Source organism: Pseudomonas sp. DSP3-2-3, assembly GCF_049898225.1.
Classification (GTDB): Bacteria; Pseudomonadota; Gammaproteobacteria; order Pseudomonadales; family Pseudomonadaceae; genus Aquipseudomonas.
Window position 1 is genome coordinate 44,850 of the sequence record NZ_JAFCXH010000009.1, and the last position, 19,623, is coordinate 64,472.

Below are 19,623 nucleotides of genomic sequence, written 5' to 3' on the forward strand. Positions count from 1 at the left end.
ATTCCGGGCAGAAGCTTACGAGTAGATCTGAATTGTCCTACAGCATGTGTTGAAAGTTTGTAGGAATTGAGGCGATAAGCAGCAATATGTTGACCTTGTTCAGGTTATCGCCTCCGGTTTACACAAATCGCGCCCGATAAAACATCGACGCGTTTTCCCACAGCACCATCTGCGCATCGCGCTCGCCAATGGCGTCCCTGATCAGGTCGATATCGCTGGTTCGAAACGGCCGAGGCGCGCGGGTGGATGGCAGATCGGTACCGAACATCAGAGCGTGGGGATTGGCGGCGAAGATTGCCTTCAGGACGATTGCAACCGGAAAGTCCACCCGGCCAAAACCGCTGGCTTTGATATGTACGCCGCCTTCCACCAGCCGGAGCAGGCTGGGCAGGCCTTCCGCGCTCAGGCCCAGATGATCGATGCTGACTTTCGGCAGTTGCAGCAGGCGGCTTTCGATCTCTGGCAGTTCGCTGGAATCCACATACAACTCGGTATGCCAGCCTACTCGCTCAAATACTCGCCTTGCCAGGAACTCCAGCTGATCCAGTTGCTCCGAGCCGCCGCGCCTGAGGTTGAAGCGCACTGCACGGACGCCAAACCCGTTGAGGGTTTCCAGTTCGGCGTTGGTGACGTTGGCGGGCACCTGGGTCACGCCAACGAAGCCGGAGCCCAGTCGGCGTAGCGCTTCAAGCAGGTATCCCTGATCAAAGCCCTGAAATGAGCCTGACACTACAGCGCCGCCAACCACCCCTAACGGAGCGGCCAACGCCTGATAGTTGGCAACGCAAAACGGCTTGGGCACATAGCCTTCATTGGCCTTGAGGGGAAAGCGCGGGTCAATGATGTGGCAATGGGCGTCGAAAATCAGCTGGGTCATGACGGCTCCGGTCCGTGTACTGAGAGCGCCCTATTTACTCACAATGACTTAAGCGATCTCGCTGACATATGTACCGACATTTTCCAGAATTATCTGCAACGTCTCTTCGACGTCGCGCAGCTCATCGGCTGAAGTGGAGTGAAGGATTTCAAATAGCTGATGGCCATCCAGTTCGTTGCCGTCGGCCGGATCGAGTTCCACCAGCAGGCGCTCGGCGCTGAAGGTCACCTTCAGGCTGGAAACGGTGTGCGTCTTGTCGTCACGAATGGTGATTTCTACCTCGTTTTCATCCGGGAAACGGGTCAGGGAAAACAGCTCGCCCTCTTCACTGTGGCAGCAGAGCAGGGCCATATCGTCATATTCGTCGTCGCATGGGTTGACGATGAGGCTGGCAGTGGTGATTTGCATGGGGGAGTTCCTGATCTGACCGGGGATTGGCCAATTTTGCCAGTGTTGGCTGATTTTTGCTGGGCAAATGCGGCATGCACTCCACACCGCCGTAACCTTTTGAAAATCTTCATTGAATCGTAAATTCATACGGCGTCTACCTTGGATAAGGCATGCGATCTGAACGTTGAATACCGGGCCCCATCGAGTTTTCCAGAAGCTGACAAGACCAGGGAGGTCTTCGATGAAACATTGCAATCCAAGAAAGAAAATCAGCAAAACCTTGGTGCTGCTGAGCATGGTCACTGCCGGTATGGCGGGACAGTTTGCTGGTGCCTCGCCCATGGTTGAGACCAACCAGAATGTAATACCCCTTTCAGACTGGAAAAACTGGAAGTTCCTGGGTGGGCTCAATATGTATGAGCCACGACAATCAGGTGACGTCGTCAAAGTCCGTTTTTTCTCACCCTCCAATGAGGAACTGTATAGCTTCTCTACCACGGTGAGCGAGGACGATAAAGGCAGTCATCGCTGGGCATTGCGCCTGCTGGCCCAGATACAAAAAGCCGACATCGGGGTGCTGCCCGGCAATCCCAATGTGAATCATGGTGGGTTGGAAAACTACGGTTGGGGCGCGGCGACGCGCTACTTCTACGCCGTCAAACCAGGCATGTATTCCCGCGCGATCAGTGAGGTCCATCATGTGGGCGGCGGGGTGACCGCCCAACCTGAAGATGATGCCGGAGCCATCATTTTTGACGCGCCGTCCATCGTTGAAAAAGGCACTAACTTCACTTTTCAGGTTGGCGGCGGTGGAGGTCCGGAGATTCGAAACGTGGCTGTGAGTGTTTTCGATGGCGGGACTGACAGGCGTGTGACCTTCAAGCAGGCAACAGTCAGTGCGACTTATGCGCCGGTTTTTGATGTGCACGCCGCGGATGAATGGGTCGGGCCACTGACCATGATTGCCACCGTGAATATCTGGGGCGAGCCCTCGAAACAACTCATGACGGTTAAGACGCTCCAGCTGAAAGACGCTGCTGAATACGACTACCTCTTTCCGGAGGCGGTGGCGGGTTATAAGGCGGGAACGACAGTGCTCCAACCGAAAAATCAACGTATTTACGAGTGTAAACCGTTCCCTTACAGCGGCTATTGCATTCAATGGAGCAGCAGCAACACCCAGTTCGAGCCAGGCGTTGGCAGCAATTGGCAGGAGGCCTGGATCTTGAGGCCATGACTTCTGCCAGGCTGGCGGCAATCTCCGTTCTCTTCCTGAGTGATCATCGGCTACCGCGCTACGAGCCGATGACCGAATATGTCGCAGCCTCGCAAGCAGTTGGCCGCCTGCTGTCGTTAAGCTGGAGCCTATATAACCGGCGGTGAAAGTGTCCTGCGCCATGGGTTGACTTTTCTGACAGCGTTTTTCGGCATTTCAATGTGACGAGTCGCACACCGCAAGCGTTAGTTCTTTAGCTTTACACTCAGCCATGCTTTGCTGTTCTGCCCCGTTACCCACGGCAGAGCATGGTCCGCGACCTAACCATCCAGCTTCCTCCTTATAAAAGCCAAAGCGGAGTACCACAGATGGCGTTCTTCACCGCAGCCAGCAAGCCCGACTTCCAGCATCAACTGCAAGCGGCACTGGCCCAGCACATCAGCGAACAGGCACTGCCACAAGTGGCGCTGTTTGCCGAGCAATTCTTCGGCATCATTTCCCTGGATGAACTGACCCAGCGTCGGTTGTCTGATCTGGTCGGTTGCACCCTGTCGGCCTGGCGCCTGCTTGAGCGCTTCGAACACGCTCAGCCGCTGGTGCGGGTCTACAACCCCGATTACGAACGGCATGGCTGGCAATCGACACATACCGCCGTCGAAGTGCTGCATCACGACCTGCCATTCCTGGTGGATTCGGTGCGTACCGAGCTGAACCGTCGCGGCTACAGCATTCACACTTTGCAGACCACGGTGTTGAGTGTGCGTCGTGGCAGCAAAGGTGAATTGCTGGAGTTGCTGCCCAAGGGCACGACCGGCGAAAACGTGCTGCAAGAATCGCTGATGTATCTGGAGATCGATCGCTGCGCCAACACCAGCGAGCTGAATGTGCTGGCCCGCGAGCTGGAGCAGGTGCTGGGTGAAGTGCGGGTTGCGGTGGAAGATTTCGAACCGATGAAAGCCAAGCTCCACGAGCTGCTGGCCGGCATCGATGAGGTGCAGTACGGCGTCGATGAAGGCGAAAAGTCCGAGATCAAGGCGTTTCTGCAGTGGCTGGTGAACAACCACTTCACGTTCCTGGGCTACGAAGAATTCCAGGTGCGCGGTGAGGCCGATGGTGGCCAGCTGATTTATGACGAATCCTCGTTCCTGGGCCTGACCAAACGCCTGCGCGCCGGGCTGACCGAAGACGATCTGCATATCGAAGGCTACGCAGTGAACTACCTGCACGAGCCGACGCTGCTGTCGTTCGCCAAGGCCGCCCATCCGAGTCGCGTGCATCGTCCTGCTTACCCTGATTACGTGTCGATCCGCCAGATCGATGCGTCCGGCAAGGTCATCAAGGAATGCCGCTTCATGGGCCTTTACACCTCCTCGGTGTATGGCGAGAGCGTTCGGGAAATCCCGTACATCCGCCGCAAGGTCGCAGAAGTTGAACGCCGTTCCGGTTTCGATGCCAAGGCGCACCTGGGCAAGGAACTGGCTCAGGTGGTCGAAGTATTGCCGCGTGATGATCTGTTCCAGACGCCGGTGGATGAATTGTTCAACACCGTGATGTCCATCGTGCAGATCCAGGAGCGCAACAAGATTCGCGTATTCCTGCGCAAGGACCCGTACGGCCGCTTCTGTTATTGCCTGGCTTACGTACCGCGTGACGTGTACTCCACCGAAGTTCGCCAGAAAATCCAGCAAGTGCTGATGGATCGCCTGAAGGCGAGCGATTGCGAGTTCTGGACGTTCTTCTCTGAATCCGTGTTGGCACGTGTGCAGCTGATCCTGCGGGTGGACCCGAAGGTCAATCTGAACATCGATCCGATTCAGCTGGAAAACGAAGTCATTCAGGCTTGCCGTTCGTGGAAAGACGATTACGCCAGTCTGGTTGTGGAAAGCTTCGGCGAAGCCCACGGCACCAACGTTCTGGCGGACTTCCCGAAAGGTTTCCCGGCCGGCTATCGCGAGCGTTTCGCCGCGCATTCGGCTGTGGTCGACATGCAGCATCTGTTGAGCCTGAACGAAGCCAATCCGTTGGTGATGAGCTTTTATCAGCCGCTGACCGGTGGCAAACAGCAGCTGCATTGCAAGCTGTACCACGCCGATACGCCACTGGCGCTGTCCGACGTGCTGCCGATCCTGGAAAACCTCGGCCTGCGTGTCCTGGGTGAGTTCCCGTATCGCCTGCATCACAGCAATGGCCGCGAGTTCTGGATTCATGATTTCGCCTTTACCTATGGCGAAGGTCTGAACCTGGACATCCAGCAGCTCAACGACACTTTGCAGGACGCTTTTGTCCACATCGTGCGTGGCGAAGCCGAGAACGATGCGTTCAACCGCCTGGTGCTCACCGCTGGTTTGCCATGGCGTGATGTGGCATTGCTGCGCGCTTATGCCCGTTATCTGAAACAGATTCGCCTGGGCTTCGACCTGGGTTATATCGCGGCGACCCTGAACAATCACACGGATATCGCCCGTGAACTGACGCGACTGTTCAAGACCCGCTTCTATCTGGCGCGCAAGCTGGCGGCCGACGATCTGGACGACAAGCAGCAACGTCTGGAACAAGCGATTCTGGCCGCTCTGGACGACGTTCAGGTGCTCAACGAAGACCGCATCCTGCGTCGTTACCTGGACCTGATCAAGGCGACCCAGCGCACCAACTTCTATCAGACCGACGCCAACGGCCAGAACAAGAGCTACTTCAGCTTCAAGTTCAACCCACGGCAGATTCCCGAACTGCCGAAGCCGGTGCCCAAGTTCGAGATTTTCGTGTATTCGCCGCGTGTCGAAGGCGTGCATCTGCGCTTCGGTAACGTTGCACGCGGCGGCCTGCGTTGGTCCGACCGTGAGGAAGACTACCGCACCGAAGTGCTGGGCCTGGTGAAAGCCCAGCAAGTGAAAAACTCGGTGATCGTGCCGGTTGGCGCCAAGGGCGGTTTCCTGCCGCGTCGTCTGCCACTGGGTGGCGGTCGCGACGAAATCCAGGCCGAGGGCATCGCCTGCTATCGCATCTTCATTTCCGGTTTGCTCGACATCACCGACAACCTCAAGGAAGGGACATTGGTGCCGCCGGTCAACGTCGTGCGTCATGACGATGATGACCCGTACCTCGTGGTTGCGGCCGACAAAGGCACGGCAACCTTCTCCGACATCGCCAACGGCATCGCCATCGACTACGGCTTCTGGTTGGGCGATGCATTCGCCTCCGGTGGCTCGGCCGGTTATGACCACAAGAAGATGGGCATCACCGCCAAAGGCGCGTGGGTTGGTGTGCAGCGCCACTTCCGTGAGCGCGATATCAACGTTCAGCAAGACAACATTAGCGTGATCGGCATCGGCGACATGGCCGGTGACGTGTTCGGCAATGGTTTGCTGATGTCGGATAAATTGCAGCTGGTTGCCGCGTTTAACCATTTGCATATCTTCATCGATCCAAACCCGGAACCGGCCAGCAGCTTTGCTGAGCGTCAGCGTCTGTTCGACTTGCCGCGTTCGGCCTGGACCGACTACGACACCAGCATCATGTCCGCTGGCGGCGGTATCTTCCCGCGTAGCCTGAAAAGCATCGCCATCAGTCCTGAGATGAAAGAGCGCTTCGACATCAAGGCTGACAAGCTGACGCCGACCGAGTTGCTCAACGCCTTGCTCAAGGCGCCGGTTGATCTGCTGTGGAACGGCGGTATCGGTACTTACGTCAAATCCAGCCTGGAAACCCATGCCGATGTGGGCGACAAGGCCAACGACGCACTGCGGGTCAACGGCAACGAGCTGCGCTGCAAGGTGGTGGGCGAGGGCGGTAACCTGGGCATGACGCAACTGGGTCGTGTCGAGTTCGGCCTCAATGGCGGCGGTTCCAACACCGACTTCATTGATAACGCCGGCGGCGTTGACTGCTCCGACCACGAAGTGAACATCAAGATCCTGCTCAACGAAGTGGTGCAGGCCGGTGACATGACCGAGAAGCAGCGCAACCAGCTGCTGGAAAGCATGACCGATGAAGTCGGCCATCTGGTGTTGGGCAACAACTACAAACAGACTCAGGCATTGTCCCTGGCGACGCGTCGCGCCTACGAGCGCATCGCCGAATACAAGCGCCTGATGAGCGATCTGGAAGCTCGTGGCAAGCTGGATCGCGCCATCGAGTTCCTGCCTGCCGAGGATCAGATCGCCGAGCGCGTTGCGGATGGCAAGGGGCTGACCCGTCCCGAGCTGTCGGTGTTGATCTCCTACAGCAAGATCGATCTCAAGGAAGCGTTGCTGGAATCTCGTGTTCCGGACGACGATTACCTGGCGCGCGACATGGAAACCGCGTTCCCGCCGTCCCTGGCGGCGAAGTTCTCGGATTCCATGCGTCAGCATCGTCTGAAGCGCGAAATCGTCAGCACCCAGATCGCCAACGATCTGGTCAACCACATGGGCATCACCTTCGTGCAGCGACTCAAAGAGTCCACCGGCATGAGTGCGGCCAACGTGGCGGGCGCTTACGTGATCGTGCGGGACATCTTCCACCTGCCGCACTGGTTCCGTCAGATCGAAGCGCTGGACTACAAGGTTCCTGCTGAAATCCAGCTGGCCCTGATGGACGAGCTGATGCGTCTGGGCCGCCGTGCCACCCGCTGGTTCCTGCGCAGCCGTCGCAATGAACTGGATGCCGGTCGCGACGTGGCGCACTTTGGTCCGCACATCGCGGCATTGGGTCTGAAACTCGACGAACTGCTGGAAGGCCCGACCCGGGAAGTCTGGCAGACTCGTTATCAGGCTTACGTCGAAGCTGGCGTACCGGAATTGTTGGCGCGGATGGTGGCTGGTACAAGCCACTTGTACACCTTGCTGCCGATCATCGAAGCCTCCGACGTCACCGGGCAGAACGCTGCCGATGTGGCCAAGGTTTACTTCGCCGTGGGCAGCGCGCTGGACGTGACCTGGTACCTGCAACAGATCAGCAACCTACCGGTGGAAAACAACTGGCAGGCGCTGGCCCGTGAAGCCTTCCGTGACGACATCGACTGGCAACAGCGGGCGATCACGGTCTCGGTCCTGCAGATGCCGGACGGCCCTGAAGATGTGGAAGAGCGTCTGACCGTGTGGCTGGAACAGCACGGTTCGATGGTCGACCGCTGGCGCGCAATGCTGGTGGATATCCGTGCGGCAAGCGGCACGGATTACGCCATGTATGCAGTCGCCAACCGTGAGCTGCTGGACCTGGCCATGAGCGGGCAAACCGTCGCGGCTTGATGGTTTGATCGAGTGGTAGTGAAAAACCCTGCATCGAGAGATGTGGGGTTTTTTATGGGTGTTGTATTGACGGTTTTTTCCGGGATGTCGACCATTGTGGGACCGGCTTTTGCCGGGAACCCTTAGCCGCCGTTACCGCAGCAACGGATATGTACTCAATCTTGTTAACCATCACTGGCCCCTTCCCGGCTAAAGCCGGTCCCACAGGTTTTGCGGCGACTTATATGAGCCCAATAAAAAACCCCGTCACCAGGACGGGGTTCTTTTAACGCTGTGTTTCGCGCTTACGCTTGAATAACCGGAATCTTGGCATTCGCTGCGACTTCGCGGAACTCAGCGATCTGATCGAAGCTCAGGTAGCGGTATACGTCCGCTGCCATGGTGTCGATCTGGTTCGCGTAGCCCATGTACTCTTCGACGGTCGGCAGGCGACCCAGGATGGAAGCAACAGACGCCAGCTCGGCCGAAGCCAGGTAGACGTTCGCGCCGTCGCCCAGACGGTTCGGGAAGTTACGGGTCGACGTCGAAACGACTGTCGAGTTCGGCTCCACACGTGCCTGGTTACCCATGCACAGCGAGCAGCCCGGCATTTCCATGCGCGCGCCAGCCTTGCCGTAGATGCCGTAGTAGCCTTCTTCGGTCAGCTGGTGAGCGTCCATCTTGGTCGGCGGCGACAGCCACAGACGTGTTGGCAGTTGCCCTTTGACCTGATCCAGCAACTTGCCCGCTGCGCGGAAGTGGCCGATGTTGGTCATGCAGGAACCGATGAACACTTCGTCGATCTTCTCGCCAGCAACGCTGGACAGCAGACGGGCGTCGTCCGGGTCATTCGGCGCGCAGAGCACAGGCTCCTTGACGTCGGCCAGGTCGATTTCGATGATTTCGGCGTATTCCGCGTCGGCATCGGCAACCATCAGTTCCGGATTGGCAACCCAGGCTTCCATCGCTTGCGCGCGACGTTCCAGAGTCCGTGCATCGCCGTAGCCTTCGCCGATCATCCAGCGCAGCAGGGTGATGTTGGACTTCAGGTATTCGCTGATGGACTCTTTCGACAGCTTGATGGTGCAACCGGCAGCGGAACGTTCGGCCGAGGCGTCGGACAGTTCAAATGCCTGCTCGATGCTCAGGTCGTCCAGACCTTCGATTTCCAGGATGCGGCCGGAGAAGGCGTTCTTCTTGCCTTTCTTCTCGACGGTCAACAGGCCAGCCTGAATCGCGAAGTAAGGAATGGCGTGAACCAGGTCGCGCAAGGTGATGCCAGGTTGCATCTTGCCTTTGAAGCGCACCAGGATCGATTCCGGCATGTCCAGCGGCATCACGCCAGTGGCAGCGGCAAACGCCACCAGACCGGAACCGGCCGGGAACGAAATGCCCATCGGGAAACGGGTGTGGGAGTCACCACCGGTACCGACGGTGTCCGGCAGCAGCATGCGGTTCAGCCAGCTGTGGATGATGCCGTCGCCCGGACGCAGGGAAACGCCGCCGCGGGTCATGATGAAGTCAGGCAGCGTGTGGTGCGTGGTGACGTCGATCGGCTTTGGATAAGCAGCGGTGTGGCAGAACGACTGCATGACCAGATCGGTAGAGAAACCCAGGCAAGCCAGGTCTTTCAGTTCGTCGCGGGTCATCGGGCCAGTAGTGTCCTGGGAACCGACGGTGGTCATCTTCGGTTCGCAGTAGGTGCCTGGACGAACGCCTTTGCCTTCTGGCAGGCCGCATGCCTTGCCGACCATTTTCTGCGCCAGGGTGTAACCCTTGTCGCTTTCAGCCGGAGGCTCAGGCAGCTTGAACAGCGTCGAAGGTGGCAGACCCAGTTCGGTACGGGCTTTTTCGGTCAGACCACGGCCGATAATCAGCGGGATACGACCGCCAGCACGGACTTCGTCCAACAGGACCGGCGTCTTCATTTCGAAGGTGGTCAGGACTTCATCGGTGCCGTGTTTGCAGACTTTGCCAGCATGCGGATACAGGTCGATCACGTCGCCCATGTTCATGTTGGTGACGTCGAATTCGATCGGCAGTGCGCCAGCATCTTCCATGGTGTTGTAGAAGATCGGAGCGATTTTGCTGCCGAAGCAGAAACCGCCAGCGCGCTTGTTCGGCACGTAAGGAACGTCATCGCCGAAGAACCACAGCACCGAGTTGGTCGCGGATTTACGCGAAGAACCGGTACCGACCACGTCGCCAACATAGGCAATCGGGAAGCCCTGAGCGCGCATTTCTTCGATCTGCTTCATCGGACCGATGGAGCCTTGAACGTCCGGCTCGATACCTTCGCGGGCCATTTTCAGCATGGCGAGGGCGTGCAGCGGGATGTCCGGACGGGACCATGCATCGGGTGCCGGGGACAGGTCGTCGGTGTTGGTTTCGCCAGTCACCTTGAAGACGCGCAGGCTGATCTTGTCGGCCAGGGTCGGACGCTTCTGGAACCATTCGCCGTCAGCCCAGGATTGCAGGACTTCCTTGGCTTGAGCGTTGCCGTTCTTGGCTTTTTCAGCGACGTCGTGGAACGCATCGAACATCAGCAGCGTGTGCTTGAGTTCTTTGGCGGCAACCGGCGCGAGGGTAGCGTCATCCAGCAGGTCGACCAGCGTGACGATGTTGTAGCCGCCCTGCATGGTGCCGAGCAGTTCGACAGCGCGCTTTTTATCAATCAATGGCGAAGTGGCTTCACCCTTGGCCAGGGCAGACAGGAAACCGGCCTTGACGTAGGCAGCTTCGTCAACGCCAGGTGGAACGCGATTGGTAATCAGGTCGACAAGGAAAGCTTCTTCGCCAGCCGGGGGATTCTTCAGCAGCTCGATCAGGCCTGCAGTTTGTTCGGCGTTAAGCGGCTGGGGCACGATACCCTGGGCGGCACGCTCTTCGATGTGTTTACGGTAGGCTTCAAGCACAGTATTACCCTCATCAGTGGTCCCAAATGGGTGTCCGGGACGCTCATCCAGGAATTACCCGATACCTGCACGACGAAACTTTTTGAGTTCCTTGGCCAGGGTAAATCGGCAATTCCTTACAGAAGCTGTTTTCAAAGTTTTACGCCTGCAGGACGGCTGATGAGTGTTGACGAAGGCGCGAAACCTGCGTCAACACCGACTGCGGGGTTAACTTGACTGTGCTCGTGACGCTTTGAAAACAGCTTCCAACGGACATTGGCGCCTTAAAAGGCTCGCTGATTCTACGGGAAAACTTTGCTAAAGGTAAGTTAAGCCCTACACCTTCGGGGGTGACCCCTGTTAGACAAAGGGCTAACATGCGGGCTTGTTTCGCCTGTTGCCGCCCTGTCCGCCATGCCCAATCAAATCATCAAAACGCCCTGCGTAGGCCTCTGTTCCACCGTTTACGGGGATCTGGTCTGTCGTGGCTGCAAGCGTTTTCATCATGAAGTGATCAACTGGAACGGCTATAACGAGGCTGAAAAACGTGCGGTGTGGCTGCGCCTTGAGCAGTTGCTGGTGCAGGTGATGACCGCCAAGCTCGAAGTATTCGACGCCGAAAAACTGCGCCTGCAACTGGTGCAGCGCAAGATTCGCTTCGTGCCCAACCAGTCCGAGTATTGCTGGGCCTATCAGCTGATCGCCCGCGGTGCGCGGGTGATCTCCAATATAGAAGCCTATGGTCTTGCGCTATTGCCGGAATTTCGCGACTGGCCGCTGCCGGATCTGCGCGACGCCATTGATCGGGAGTTTTTTCTGCTTTCCGAGGCGCACTACGAGCGCTACATCGCGCCGGGGTTTCTGAAGGATGCGTTCGGGGGGTGATTGTGGGACCGGCTTTAGCCGGGAAGGCATTTTCCCGGCTAAAGCCGGTCCCACAGATACAGACTTCTATAGCGCGCAATACGCAGTGTTTGCGGGCAAGCCTCGCTCCTATGATCGATTTTCAGCTTCAACCCTTCACCCAGACCTCTTCCAGATGCGCGACGATTTCCTCGGTCTTGAGCACCAATACGTCGCTTTCCAGTGAGTCCAGCACCACTTCGGCAGTGTTGCCGATCAGTGCGCCGGAAATTCCGCTGCGGGCCACGGTGCCGATGATGGTCACGCTGGCACCCAGCTGACGGGCGGTGAACGGGATCAGGACATCGGCAGGCCCTTCGGCGATGTGCAGATGATTGTCATCTATGTCGAATTCGGTCTGGAACGCCTGGCACTGCTCGCGATAGCGCGCTTCGATGGTTTCCTTGAGCTGGAATACCGGGTCGGCCGCCGACAGCATTGGCGACGGATGGGCGGCGATCACGTGCAGCTGGGCCTTGGCCAGGGCGGCGATGTCATAACCACGATCGATGATGTCGAAGTGCAGGGCGCGGTGCTCGCCGTCGGCGTTACCCACATCAACCGCCGCCAGCACCACGCCGTTCACCCATGATCTGTCGGTCTTGACCATCAATACCGGGCTCGGGCACTGACGCAGCAGTTTCCAGTCCTCGGGCGTCAGCAGCGCTTTCTTCAGCGGGTTGTCCGCAAAGTGCTGTTTGATCACCAGCCCGCAGCCTTCGGCCTGCTGTACCTGAATGATGGTTTTGTGCGGGCTTTCATTCCACGCTTGCTCGGCCGTGGCGGTGAAGCCTTCGTCATGCAGGCGCCGTTTGAGCTCGACCAGCAGGGCGTTATGCGGATGGTTTTTGCGGTCGCAGATCAGCAAATGCAGATGTGCCTGAGTGACGCCCGCAATCAACCGCGCTCGTTTGAGCGCCAGGCTGTCAGGATGGTCGGGTTCGATGACCACTAGGATGCTGCGAATGGCTTGCATGAGTTGGATCTCCCGGCTGCATGAGCACCGGATAACTATAGTTGTGCTGCCCGGAATCGGGCGTTGATTCAGGTCAATTTCATTTCTATCGCGGGAGTTCGGCTGCCCTCGTATAATGCCGGGCTTTGCCCACCCAGCCAGCCGTGAACTCATGTACCCGATCCCTGAAATAGAAGCCTTCCTGCTTTGCCGCACCCCCGACAGCTGGGTCCAGGCCGCTTTGCGCAATCTGGACATCCTGTTGATCGATCATGCGAACAATGAAAAGAAGGCTGCCGGGGCGGCATTTCAGTTCATGTTCCAGTACAACGACAAATTCGACCTGCTGAGCAAGATGTCCCGGCTGGCGCGGGAAGAACTGCGCCATTTCGAACAAGTCATCGCCATCATCCGCAAACGCGCGATCCCGCTGGTCAACATCAGCTCCGCCCGTTACGCCGGTTCGTTGCGCAAGCTGGTGCGCAATCACAATCCGTACCGCCTGACGGACGCGCTGATTGTCGGCGCGATTGTCGAAGCGCGCTCCTGCGAGCGTTTTGCAGCGTTGGTCCCGCATCTGGACGAGGATCTGGCCAAGTTCTATTCCAGCCTGCTGAAATCCGAGGCCCGGCATTTTCAGGATTATCTGAAGTTGGCCCATACCTACGGCGACAAGGCGGATGTGGAGGCTAAGATCCAGGAAATTCTGCTCGCCGAGCGCGAGTTGATCGAAAGCCCTGATGAAGAGTTCCGCTTTCATAGTGGTGTGCCGGCGCTGGCTTGATTTCTCCTTAGGTATCGAAAGGCGTCCTCGGACGCCTTTTTTACATCTGAATAGTAAGCAAGCTAATAAAAGCTTGGCCATTTGCTGCCTAAGCAGTAACATCGTGTAACTCTCTGCCTAGGCAGCTACTTTGGTGTATTCATGACACATTTCAGCCCTGCGGACTCTCAGTCGACCATCATGGGCATGCTCATCGGCCGCTCCAATTCGCTCAAGGATCGCATTCTAGACCAGCAATTGGTGCCTTACGGCGTAACGTCTTCGCAGTTCAAGGTGCTGATCATCGTTGCTCAGTTCAGGGCGGATACACCTGCAGAGTTGTGTCGTCACCTGTCTCTGGACAGCGGATCCATGACCCGCATGCTGGATCGACTTGAGCAAAAACAGCTGATCACGCGCACGCGTTCGGCTGCCGATCGACGTCAGGTGCAACTGGCACTGACGGCAGAGGGCAGGGCAATTACTGATCGTTTGCCGCAGATCGGCGCCGACGCGATGAATGAACTGCTGGGTGTTCTCGATGAGGAGGAAGTCGCCAGTCTGGAGCGGATCCTGACCAAGGTGCTGGTCAATGCCAACGACCACATCACCATTACCCGCTTGAGCTTCAAAGACACAGGTGCAACATGAACCGCACGATTTTGCAGGCGCGTCACAGCCTGTTGCTGATTGCCCTGAGCCTTGCTGGCTGCGCCAATTACAGCGGTCTGGTCACCGAGGGTCAAAGCCTTGATGCCAAGACCCTGCACAGCGAACGTAATCTGCGCGACATCACCCTCTCTCCCGCTGCATGGCCCAAACGTGACTGGTGGAAAAACCTCGGCGATCCGCAGCTTGACGGTTTGATCGCGGAAGCTCTGCGCGACAGCCCGGACATGCAGGTTGCCAGCGCGCGCACTCATCAGGCGATGGCGACTGCTTATGCTGCCGATGCCGCTCGTATGCCGACCGTTGATGCCGACGCCAGCGTCAGCCGTTCGCGCCTGGCCAGGGATCAGGATCCGAGCGGTGTGGGCGGGCGTTACAGCACCCTGCGCAGCATGGCGGTCAATTTCAATTACAACTTCGACCTGTGGGGCGGCCAGCGTGCCGCCTGGGAAGCGGCGCTGGGCCAGGCCCGGGCTGCCGAAGTCGATCAACAGGCGGCGCAATTGACGTTGGCTGCCGATGTGGCGCGGGCCTACAGCGATCTCGGTCAGGCTTATGTGGTTCATGATCTGGCGACTGAAGATCTCAAGCGCACCCGGCAATTGCTCGATCTGGGCAGCCGTCGCCTGCAATCCGGGATCGACAGCCAGTATCAATATCAGCAGACCGAGAGCCTGGAGGCGAACTCCCAGGAACAGCTGATCGACGCCGACAAGCGTCTGCGCAGCGCGAAAATCGCCCTGGCGGTGTTGCTCGGCAAAGGCCCGGACCGTGGCGAGGATATTTCCCGGCCCAACGTACTCAAGCCTGCTGTCGTGGCGTTGCCATCGTCTTTGCCGGCCGAACTGTTGGGGCGCCGTCCGGACATCGTCGCCGCGCGTTGGCGGGTCGAGGCGGCGAGCAAGAACATCGTGGCCGGCAAGACCAACTTCTATCCGAACCTCAACCTGAGCGCCGCTGCGGGCACCGAGTCGTTGCTGGGCGATGCGTTGTTCGGCTCGGCCAGTCGCTTCTTTAATATCGCGCCGACCATTTCCCTGCCGCTGTTCGATGGCGGCCGACTGCGTGCCGACCTGGATGCGCGGGATGCCGATTACGACCTGGCCGTGGCGCAATACAATAAAAGCCTGATTCGGGCCTTGGGCGACGTCAGTGACAACATTGGTCAGCTGCGCGCCATGGACGGCCAGATCCAGGCGCGGCAGCACGCCACCGATGTCATTCAGCAGTCGTTCGACACCGTGACCCAGCGTTACGGCTCGGGCATCGGCAATTACCTGGATGTGCTGACCATCGAACAGCAACTGCTGCAATCCCAACGCCAACTGGCTGATCTCAACGCCGAACGAATCGATTTGTCGATCCAGTTGATGCAGGCCCTGGGCGGCGGTTTCGAGGGGCAAGTCCCTTCGGTATCAACCAGACCGGCCACTTCCTCAACTGCTTCGCTGACTAACTCAAGGTAATCGTCATGGCCACTGCCGCTAGCGAAAACACACCCGCGCTCAAAGACCAGGCTGACAACGCCAAGGCGCAGGATGGCAAAAAAGACAGCAATCCACGCAAGCGTAAATTCCTTCTGCTGGGACTGTTATTGATCGTGATTCTGGGCGGGTTGGGCATCTGGGCCTGGCACGAGCTTTACGGGCGCTGGAGCGAGAGCACCGACGACGCCTATGTGAACGGCAACGTGGTGGAAATCACTCCGCTGGTCACCGGCACCGTAATCAGCATCGGCGCTGACGATGGCGATCTGGTCCGCGAAGGTCAGGTGCTGCTCAAGTTTGACCCGAGCGATGCCGAAGTCGGCCTGCAAAGCGCCGAGGCCAATCTGGCCAAGACCGTGCGGCAGGTGCGCGGCTTGTACAGCAACGTCGACGGCATGAAAGCTCAATTGGCGGCGCAGCGCGCTGAAGTGAAGAGGGCGCAGGACAATTACAGCCGCCGGAAGAATCTTGCTGCTGGCGGGGCGATTTCCCAGGAAGAGCTTTCCCATGCACAGGACGATCTGACCAGCGCGCAAAGTGCCTTGAACAATCTGCAGCAACAATTGGCCAGCAGCGTTGCCCTGGTGGATGACACCGAAGTCTCGTCGCATCCCGACGTGAAAGCCGCCGCTGCGCAGTTGCGGCAGGCCTATCTGGCCGATGCCCGCAGCACCTTGATCGCTCCGGTAACCGGTTATGTGGCGAAACGCACCGTGCAGTTGGGCCAGCGCGTGCAGCCGGGCACGGCAATGATGGCGGTGATCCCGCTCGATCAGCTGTGGATCGACGCCAACTTCAAGGAAACCCAGTTGGGCAAGATGCGCATCGGGCAGCCGGTGGAAATCGAGTCTGACCTGTACGGCAGCGACGTGAAGTACAGCGGCACCATCGACAGCCTGGGCGCGGGCACCGGCAGCGCGTTTGCGTTGTTGCCTGCCCAGAATGCCACCGGCAACTGGATCAAGATCGTTCAGCGTGTGCCGGTGCGGATCCACATCAATGCCGACGAACTGGCCGAGCATCCGTTGCGCATCGGCCTGTCCACGGTGGTCGACGTCAATCTGCATGATCAAAGCGGCCCTGTACTGGCCCAGCAGCCGCCGAAAAAAGCCTCGTTCAGCACCAACGTGTATGAGCAGCAACTGGCTCAGGCCGATGCTTTGATCGCGCGCCTGATCCACGAAAACAGCGCCGCGACCGGCAAGACTGCCCAGCGCTGAACCGCCCATCCGTAGCCTCGGCCGGTCAGGCCGGGGCGCCGCCAGAGTTTTCAGGGATTCGCGATGAGTGCCAACGCCCCCGCTTCATTTACGCCGCCCAGCCTCCTGTTATGCACCATCGGCCTGTCCCTGGCGACGTTCATGCAGGTGCTGGACACCACCATCGCCAACGTCGCCTTGCCGACCATCTCGGGGAACCTCGGGGTCAGTTCGGAGCAGGGCACCTGGGTCATCACCTCGTTTGCCGTCAGCAACGCAATTGCCTTGCCGTTGACTGGCTGGTTGAGCCGCCGGTTCGGCGAAGTGAAACTGTTTTTGTGGGCGACGATTCTGTTCGTCGTCGCCTCGTTCCTCTGCGGGATTTCCCAGTCGATGCCCGAGCTGGTTGGCTTTCGGGTGTTGCAAGGCGTGGTCGCCGGGCCGTTGTACCCGATGACGCAAACCTTGCTGATTGCGGTCTATCCTCCGGCCAAACGGGGGATGGCCCTGGCATTGCTGGCGATGGTCACTGTGGTCGCGCCCATTGCCGGGCCGATACTTGGCGGCTGGATCACTGACAGTTACAGCTGGCCATGGATTTTCTTCATTAATATCCCGATTGGTCTGTTCGCCGTGCTGGTAGTGCGCATGCAGATGGCCAAGCGTCCGGTGGTGACCAGCTATCAGCCTATGGACTACGTGGGCCTGCTGACGTTGATCATTGGCGTGGGAGCGCTGCAGATCGTGCTCGACAAGGGCAACGACCTGGACTGGTTCGAATCCAACTTCATTGTGATTGGCTCGATCATTTCCGCTATCGCCTTGTCGGTGTTCATCATTTGGGAAATGACCGACAAGCATCCCATCGTCAATCTGCGCCTGTTCGCGTTTCGCAATTTCCGCATCGGCACCATGGTGCTGGTGGGTGGCTACGCAGGTTTCTTCGGGATCAATCTGCTGTTGCCGCAATGGTTGCAGACTCAGATGGGTTACACCGCGACCTACGCCGGGCTGGCGGTGGCCCCCATCGGTATCCTGCCGGTGCTGATGTCGCCTTTTGTCGGCAAATATGCTCATAAGTTCGACCTGCGCTTGCTGGCTGGCCTGGCTTTCCTGGCAATCGGCACCAGCTGCTTCATGCGCGCCGGGTTTACCAATCAGGTGGATTTCGAGCACATCGCCCTGGTGCAGCTGTTCATGGGCGCGGGCGTGGCGCTGTTCTTCATGCCGACCTTGAGCATCCTGTTGTCGGATTTACCGCCCAATCAGATCGCCGACGGTTCCGGGCTGGCGACGTTCCTGCGCACGCTCGGCGGCAGCTTTGCCGCGTCATTGACCACCTGGATCTGGATTCGCCGGGCGGACCAGCATCATGCGTACCTGAGCGAGAACCTCAGCACTTATGATCCAGCCACGCGCGACGCACTGAACAGCCTGGGCGGCGCCAGTCCACAGGCTTACGCGCAGCTGGAGCAGACGCTCAACAGTCAGGCGTACATGATGTCCACGGTGGATTATTTCTACTTGCTGGGTTGGGTGTTCATGGGGCTGATCTTGCTGGTGTGGCTGGCCAAACCGCCGTTTGCCGCCAAGGCCGGACCAGCGGCTGGGGGCGGGCATTGATCCTTTGAGCGGTGACAAACCGTGGGAGCGAGCTTGCTCGCGAAGGGGTCGGTACAGCCTTCGCGAGCAAGCTCGCTCCCACAGCTCATTCAGGCGTTAAAAAATCAAACGCACTCAAGGCGAAGCCCTGTTCGTCGACCTGCAAGGCCCAGCCTTGTTTGTCCCAATCGCCGAGCACGATGCGGCGGGCGGCGTCATCGCCGATTTGCAGCTTGTGGATCGCCGGTCGATGGGTATGACCGTGGATCAGGGTGCGTACGCCATATTGGGTCATGACCTTCGGCACTTCCTCGGGCGTGACGTCAACGATGTCGTTGGTTTTCATGCGGGTCTGCGCCCGGCTTTCGCTGCGCAGCTTGCGCGCCAGCTTGTAGCGCGTACTTTTGGGCAGATTGCGCAACACCCATAACGTCAACGGATTGCGCAGGATACGACGCATGCGGATGTAGGCTTCATCCCGGGTACACAGGCTGTCGCCGTGCATCAACAGCACCGGCTCACCATTCATTTGTACGACGCTGGGGTCGCGCAGCAGCGTGCAGCCTGCCGCCTTGCAGAATGCGCGGCCAATCATGAAGTCACGATTGCCATGCATCAGAAAAATGTGCGTGCCGCTGTCGCTTAACTCGCGCAGGGCTTCGCAGATCGAGCGCTGGAACGGTGACATGGCGTCATCACCGATCCAGGCTTCGAAAAAATCCCCGAGGATATACAGCGACTCGGCAGCGCGGGCGCGGCCGGCGAGCAGATCCAGAAACGCCCGGGTAATGTCCGCGCGCTCCTCCTCAAGATGCAGATCGGAGATCAGCAATATCACTCAATGATCTCGGCTTTCTCGATGATCACGTCTTCAGCCGGTACGTCTTGATGGCCGGCTTTGCTGGTGGTGGAAACACCTTTGATCTTGTCGACCACGTCGGTGCCGTCAACGACTTTGGCAAATACTGCGTAGCCCCAGCCCTGAGTGGTCTTGGTGCTGTGGTTCAGGAAGCTGTTGTCAGACACGTTGATGAAGAACTGCGCGGATGCCGAATGCGGCTCCATGGTGCGGGCCATGGCAACGGTGTACTTGTTGTTCGGCAAGCCGTTGTCAGCTTCGTTCTGGATGCTTGGGCGCTTGTCTTTCTTTTCTTTCATGCCTGGCTCAAAACCGCCGCCCTGGACCATGAAGTTGCCGATGACACGGTGAAAAATGGTGTTTTCGTAGTGGCCGGCGTTGACGTATTCGATGAAGTTGGCAACGGTCAGCGGCGCTTTTTCAGCGTTAAGCTCTAAAACGATGTCGCCGTGGTTAGTAGTCAGTTTTACTTTGGACATGGAAAAGTCGCTCTTTTTGATTCATGGATGGGGCGCGATATAACCCTGACGCGCAGTTTACAGAGGTGGTTACATAATTCGGTCGAGTTTTTAACTCGCGTGTTTTCGCAGAGTGTGCTGTTAGCC

14 protein-coding genes are annotated in these 19,623 nt (G+C 58.4%); 8 read left to right on the top strand and 6 right to left on the bottom strand.

From position 1 onward, the window contains the following. Positions 1-118: 118 nt before the first annotated feature. Positions 119-877, bottom strand: a complete 759-nt coding sequence (locus ACP7E4_RS12565; RefSeq protein WP_426114031.1) for an amidohydrolase family protein — start codon at positions 875-877, stop codon at positions 119-121. Positions 878-925: 48 nt separating this feature from the next. Next, the gene (locus tag ACP7E4_RS12570; protein WP_426114033.1) at positions 926-1,285 is read right to left on the bottom strand and encodes a hypothetical protein; all 360 of its coding nucleotides are present in this window, start codon (positions 1,283-1,285) and stop codon (positions 926-928) included. A 223-nt stretch (positions 1,286-1,508) separates the two neighbouring features. Here ACP7E4_RS12570 and ACP7E4_RS12575 point away from each other — a divergent pair, with 223 nt between their 5' ends. Both ACP7E4_RS12575 and ACP7E4_RS12580 read left to right on the top strand, forming a co-directional pair. Further along, complete coding sequence (locus ACP7E4_RS12575) at positions 1,509-2,504, top strand: hypothetical protein (protein WP_426114035.1); 996 nt, start codon at positions 1,509-1,511, stop codon at positions 2,502-2,504. A 347-nt stretch (positions 2,505-2,851) separates the two neighbouring features. Continuing rightward, on the top strand, positions 2,852-7,708 hold the full coding sequence (locus ACP7E4_RS12580; protein WP_426114037.1) for an NAD-glutamate dehydrogenase: 4,857 nt from the start codon (positions 2,852-2,854) through the stop codon (positions 7,706-7,708). Between the two features lie 284 nt (positions 7,709-7,992). On the opposite strand, the gene acnB is transcribed toward ACP7E4_RS12580, so the two are convergent. Continuing rightward, on the bottom strand, positions 7,993-10,602 hold the full coding sequence (acnB, locus tag ACP7E4_RS12585) for a bifunctional aconitate hydratase 2/2-methylisocitrate dehydratase (protein ID WP_426114039.1): 2,610 nt from the start codon (positions 10,600-10,602) through the stop codon (positions 7,993-7,995). A 393-nt stretch (positions 10,603-10,995) separates the two neighbouring features. On the opposite strand from acnB, the gene ACP7E4_RS12590 reads away from it, so the two are divergent. Then, entirely contained in the window at positions 10,996-11,466 is a 471-nt protein-coding gene (locus ACP7E4_RS12590; protein ID WP_020288799.1) for a DUF1289 domain-containing protein, read from the top strand. Between the two features lie 127 nt (positions 11,467-11,593). On the opposite strand, the gene ACP7E4_RS12595 is transcribed toward ACP7E4_RS12590, so the two are convergent. Continuing rightward, a complete protein-coding gene (locus ACP7E4_RS12595; protein WP_426114042.1) occupies positions 11,594-12,460 on the bottom strand; it encodes a universal stress protein in 867 nt (288 codons plus the stop codon). Between the two features lie 151 nt (positions 12,461-12,611). Here ACP7E4_RS12595 and ACP7E4_RS12600 point away from each other — a divergent pair, with 151 nt between their 5' ends. The 5 genes from ACP7E4_RS12600 to ACP7E4_RS12620 all read left to right on the top strand — a co-directional run bounded on the left by ACP7E4_RS12600 (position 12,612) and on the right by ACP7E4_RS12620 (position 18,180). Next, a complete protein-coding gene (locus ACP7E4_RS12600) occupies positions 12,612-13,223 on the top strand; it encodes a tRNA-(ms[2]io[6]A)-hydroxylase (RefSeq protein WP_331103728.1) in 612 nt (203 codons plus the stop codon). A 141-nt stretch (positions 13,224-13,364) separates the two neighbouring features. Further along, positions 13,365-13,853 (top strand): MarR family winged helix-turn-helix transcriptional regulator, encoded by a 489-nt coding sequence (locus ACP7E4_RS12605; RefSeq protein ID WP_426114044.1) that lies wholly within the window; start codon positions 13,365-13,367, stop codon positions 13,851-13,853. Further along, on the top strand, positions 13,850-15,337 hold the full coding sequence (locus ACP7E4_RS12610) for an efflux transporter outer membrane subunit (protein WP_426114046.1): 1,488 nt from the start codon (positions 13,850-13,852) through the stop codon (positions 15,335-15,337). Before ACP7E4_RS12605 ends, ACP7E4_RS12610 begins: the two co-directional genes overlap by 4 nt. Positions 15,338-15,342: 5 nt before the next feature. Next, on the top strand, positions 15,343-16,578 hold the full coding sequence (locus ACP7E4_RS12615) for an efflux RND transporter periplasmic adaptor subunit (protein ID WP_426114048.1): 1,236 nt from the start codon (positions 15,343-15,345) through the stop codon (positions 16,576-16,578). Between the two features lie 63 nt (positions 16,579-16,641). Next, positions 16,642-18,180: a DHA2 family efflux MFS transporter permease subunit gene (locus ACP7E4_RS12620; RefSeq protein WP_426114050.1), complete on the top strand. Its 1,539-nt coding sequence runs from the start codon at positions 16,642-16,644 to the stop codon at positions 18,178-18,180. Between the two features lie 85 nt (positions 18,181-18,265). On the opposite strand, the gene ACP7E4_RS12625 is transcribed toward ACP7E4_RS12620, so the two are convergent. Then, a complete protein-coding gene (locus ACP7E4_RS12625) occupies positions 18,266-18,997 on the bottom strand; it encodes a UDP-2,3-diacylglucosamine diphosphatase (RefSeq protein ID WP_426114052.1) in 732 nt (243 codons plus the stop codon). After that, on the bottom strand, positions 18,994-19,497 hold the full coding sequence (locus ACP7E4_RS12630) for a peptidylprolyl isomerase (RefSeq protein WP_426114054.1): 504 nt from the start codon (positions 19,495-19,497) through the stop codon (positions 18,994-18,996). Before ACP7E4_RS12630 ends, ACP7E4_RS12625 begins: the two co-directional genes overlap by 4 nt. Between the last annotated feature and the right edge of the window lie 126 nt (positions 19,498-19,623).

What these genes read in the sequence shown, in the direction of transcription:
- ACP7E4_RS12565 (WP_426114031.1), bottom strand. Translation starts at nt 877, where the DNA reads ATGACCCAGCTGATTTTCGACGCCCATTGCCACATCATTGACCCGCGC.
- ACP7E4_RS12570 (WP_426114033.1), bottom strand. Translation starts at nt 1,285, where the DNA reads ATGCAAATCACCACTGCCAGCCTCATCGTCAACCCATGCGACGACGAA.
- ACP7E4_RS12575 (WP_426114035.1), top strand. Translation starts at nt 1,509, where the DNA reads ATGAAACATTGCAATCCAAGAAAGAAAATCAGCAAAACCTTGGTGCTG.
- ACP7E4_RS12580 (WP_426114037.1), top strand. Translation starts at nt 2,852, where the DNA reads ATGGCGTTCTTCACCGCAGCCAGCAAGCCCGACTTCCAGCATCAACTG.
- ACP7E4_RS12590 (WP_020288799.1), top strand. Translation starts at nt 10,996, where the DNA reads ATGCCCAATCAAATCATCAAAACGCCCTGCGTAGGCCTCTGTTCCACC.
- ACP7E4_RS12595 (WP_426114042.1), bottom strand. Translation starts at nt 12,460, where the DNA reads ATGCAAGCCATTCGCAGCATCCTAGTGGTCATCGAACCCGACCATCCT.
- ACP7E4_RS12600 (WP_331103728.1), top strand. Translation starts at nt 12,612, where the DNA reads ATGTACCCGATCCCTGAAATAGAAGCCTTCCTGCTTTGCCGCACCCCC.
- ACP7E4_RS12605 (WP_426114044.1), top strand. Translation starts at nt 13,365, where the DNA reads ATGACACATTTCAGCCCTGCGGACTCTCAGTCGACCATCATGGGCATG.
- ACP7E4_RS12610 (WP_426114046.1), top strand. Translation starts at nt 13,850, where the DNA reads ATGAACCGCACGATTTTGCAGGCGCGTCACAGCCTGTTGCTGATTGCC.
- ACP7E4_RS12615 (WP_426114048.1), top strand. Translation starts at nt 15,343, where the DNA reads ATGGCCACTGCCGCTAGCGAAAACACACCCGCGCTCAAAGACCAGGCT.
- ACP7E4_RS12620 (WP_426114050.1), top strand. Translation starts at nt 16,642, where the DNA reads ATGAGTGCCAACGCCCCCGCTTCATTTACGCCGCCCAGCCTCCTGTTA.
- ACP7E4_RS12630 (WP_426114054.1), bottom strand. Translation starts at nt 19,497, where the DNA reads ATGTCCAAAGTAAAACTGACTACTAACCACGGCGACATCGTTTTAGAG.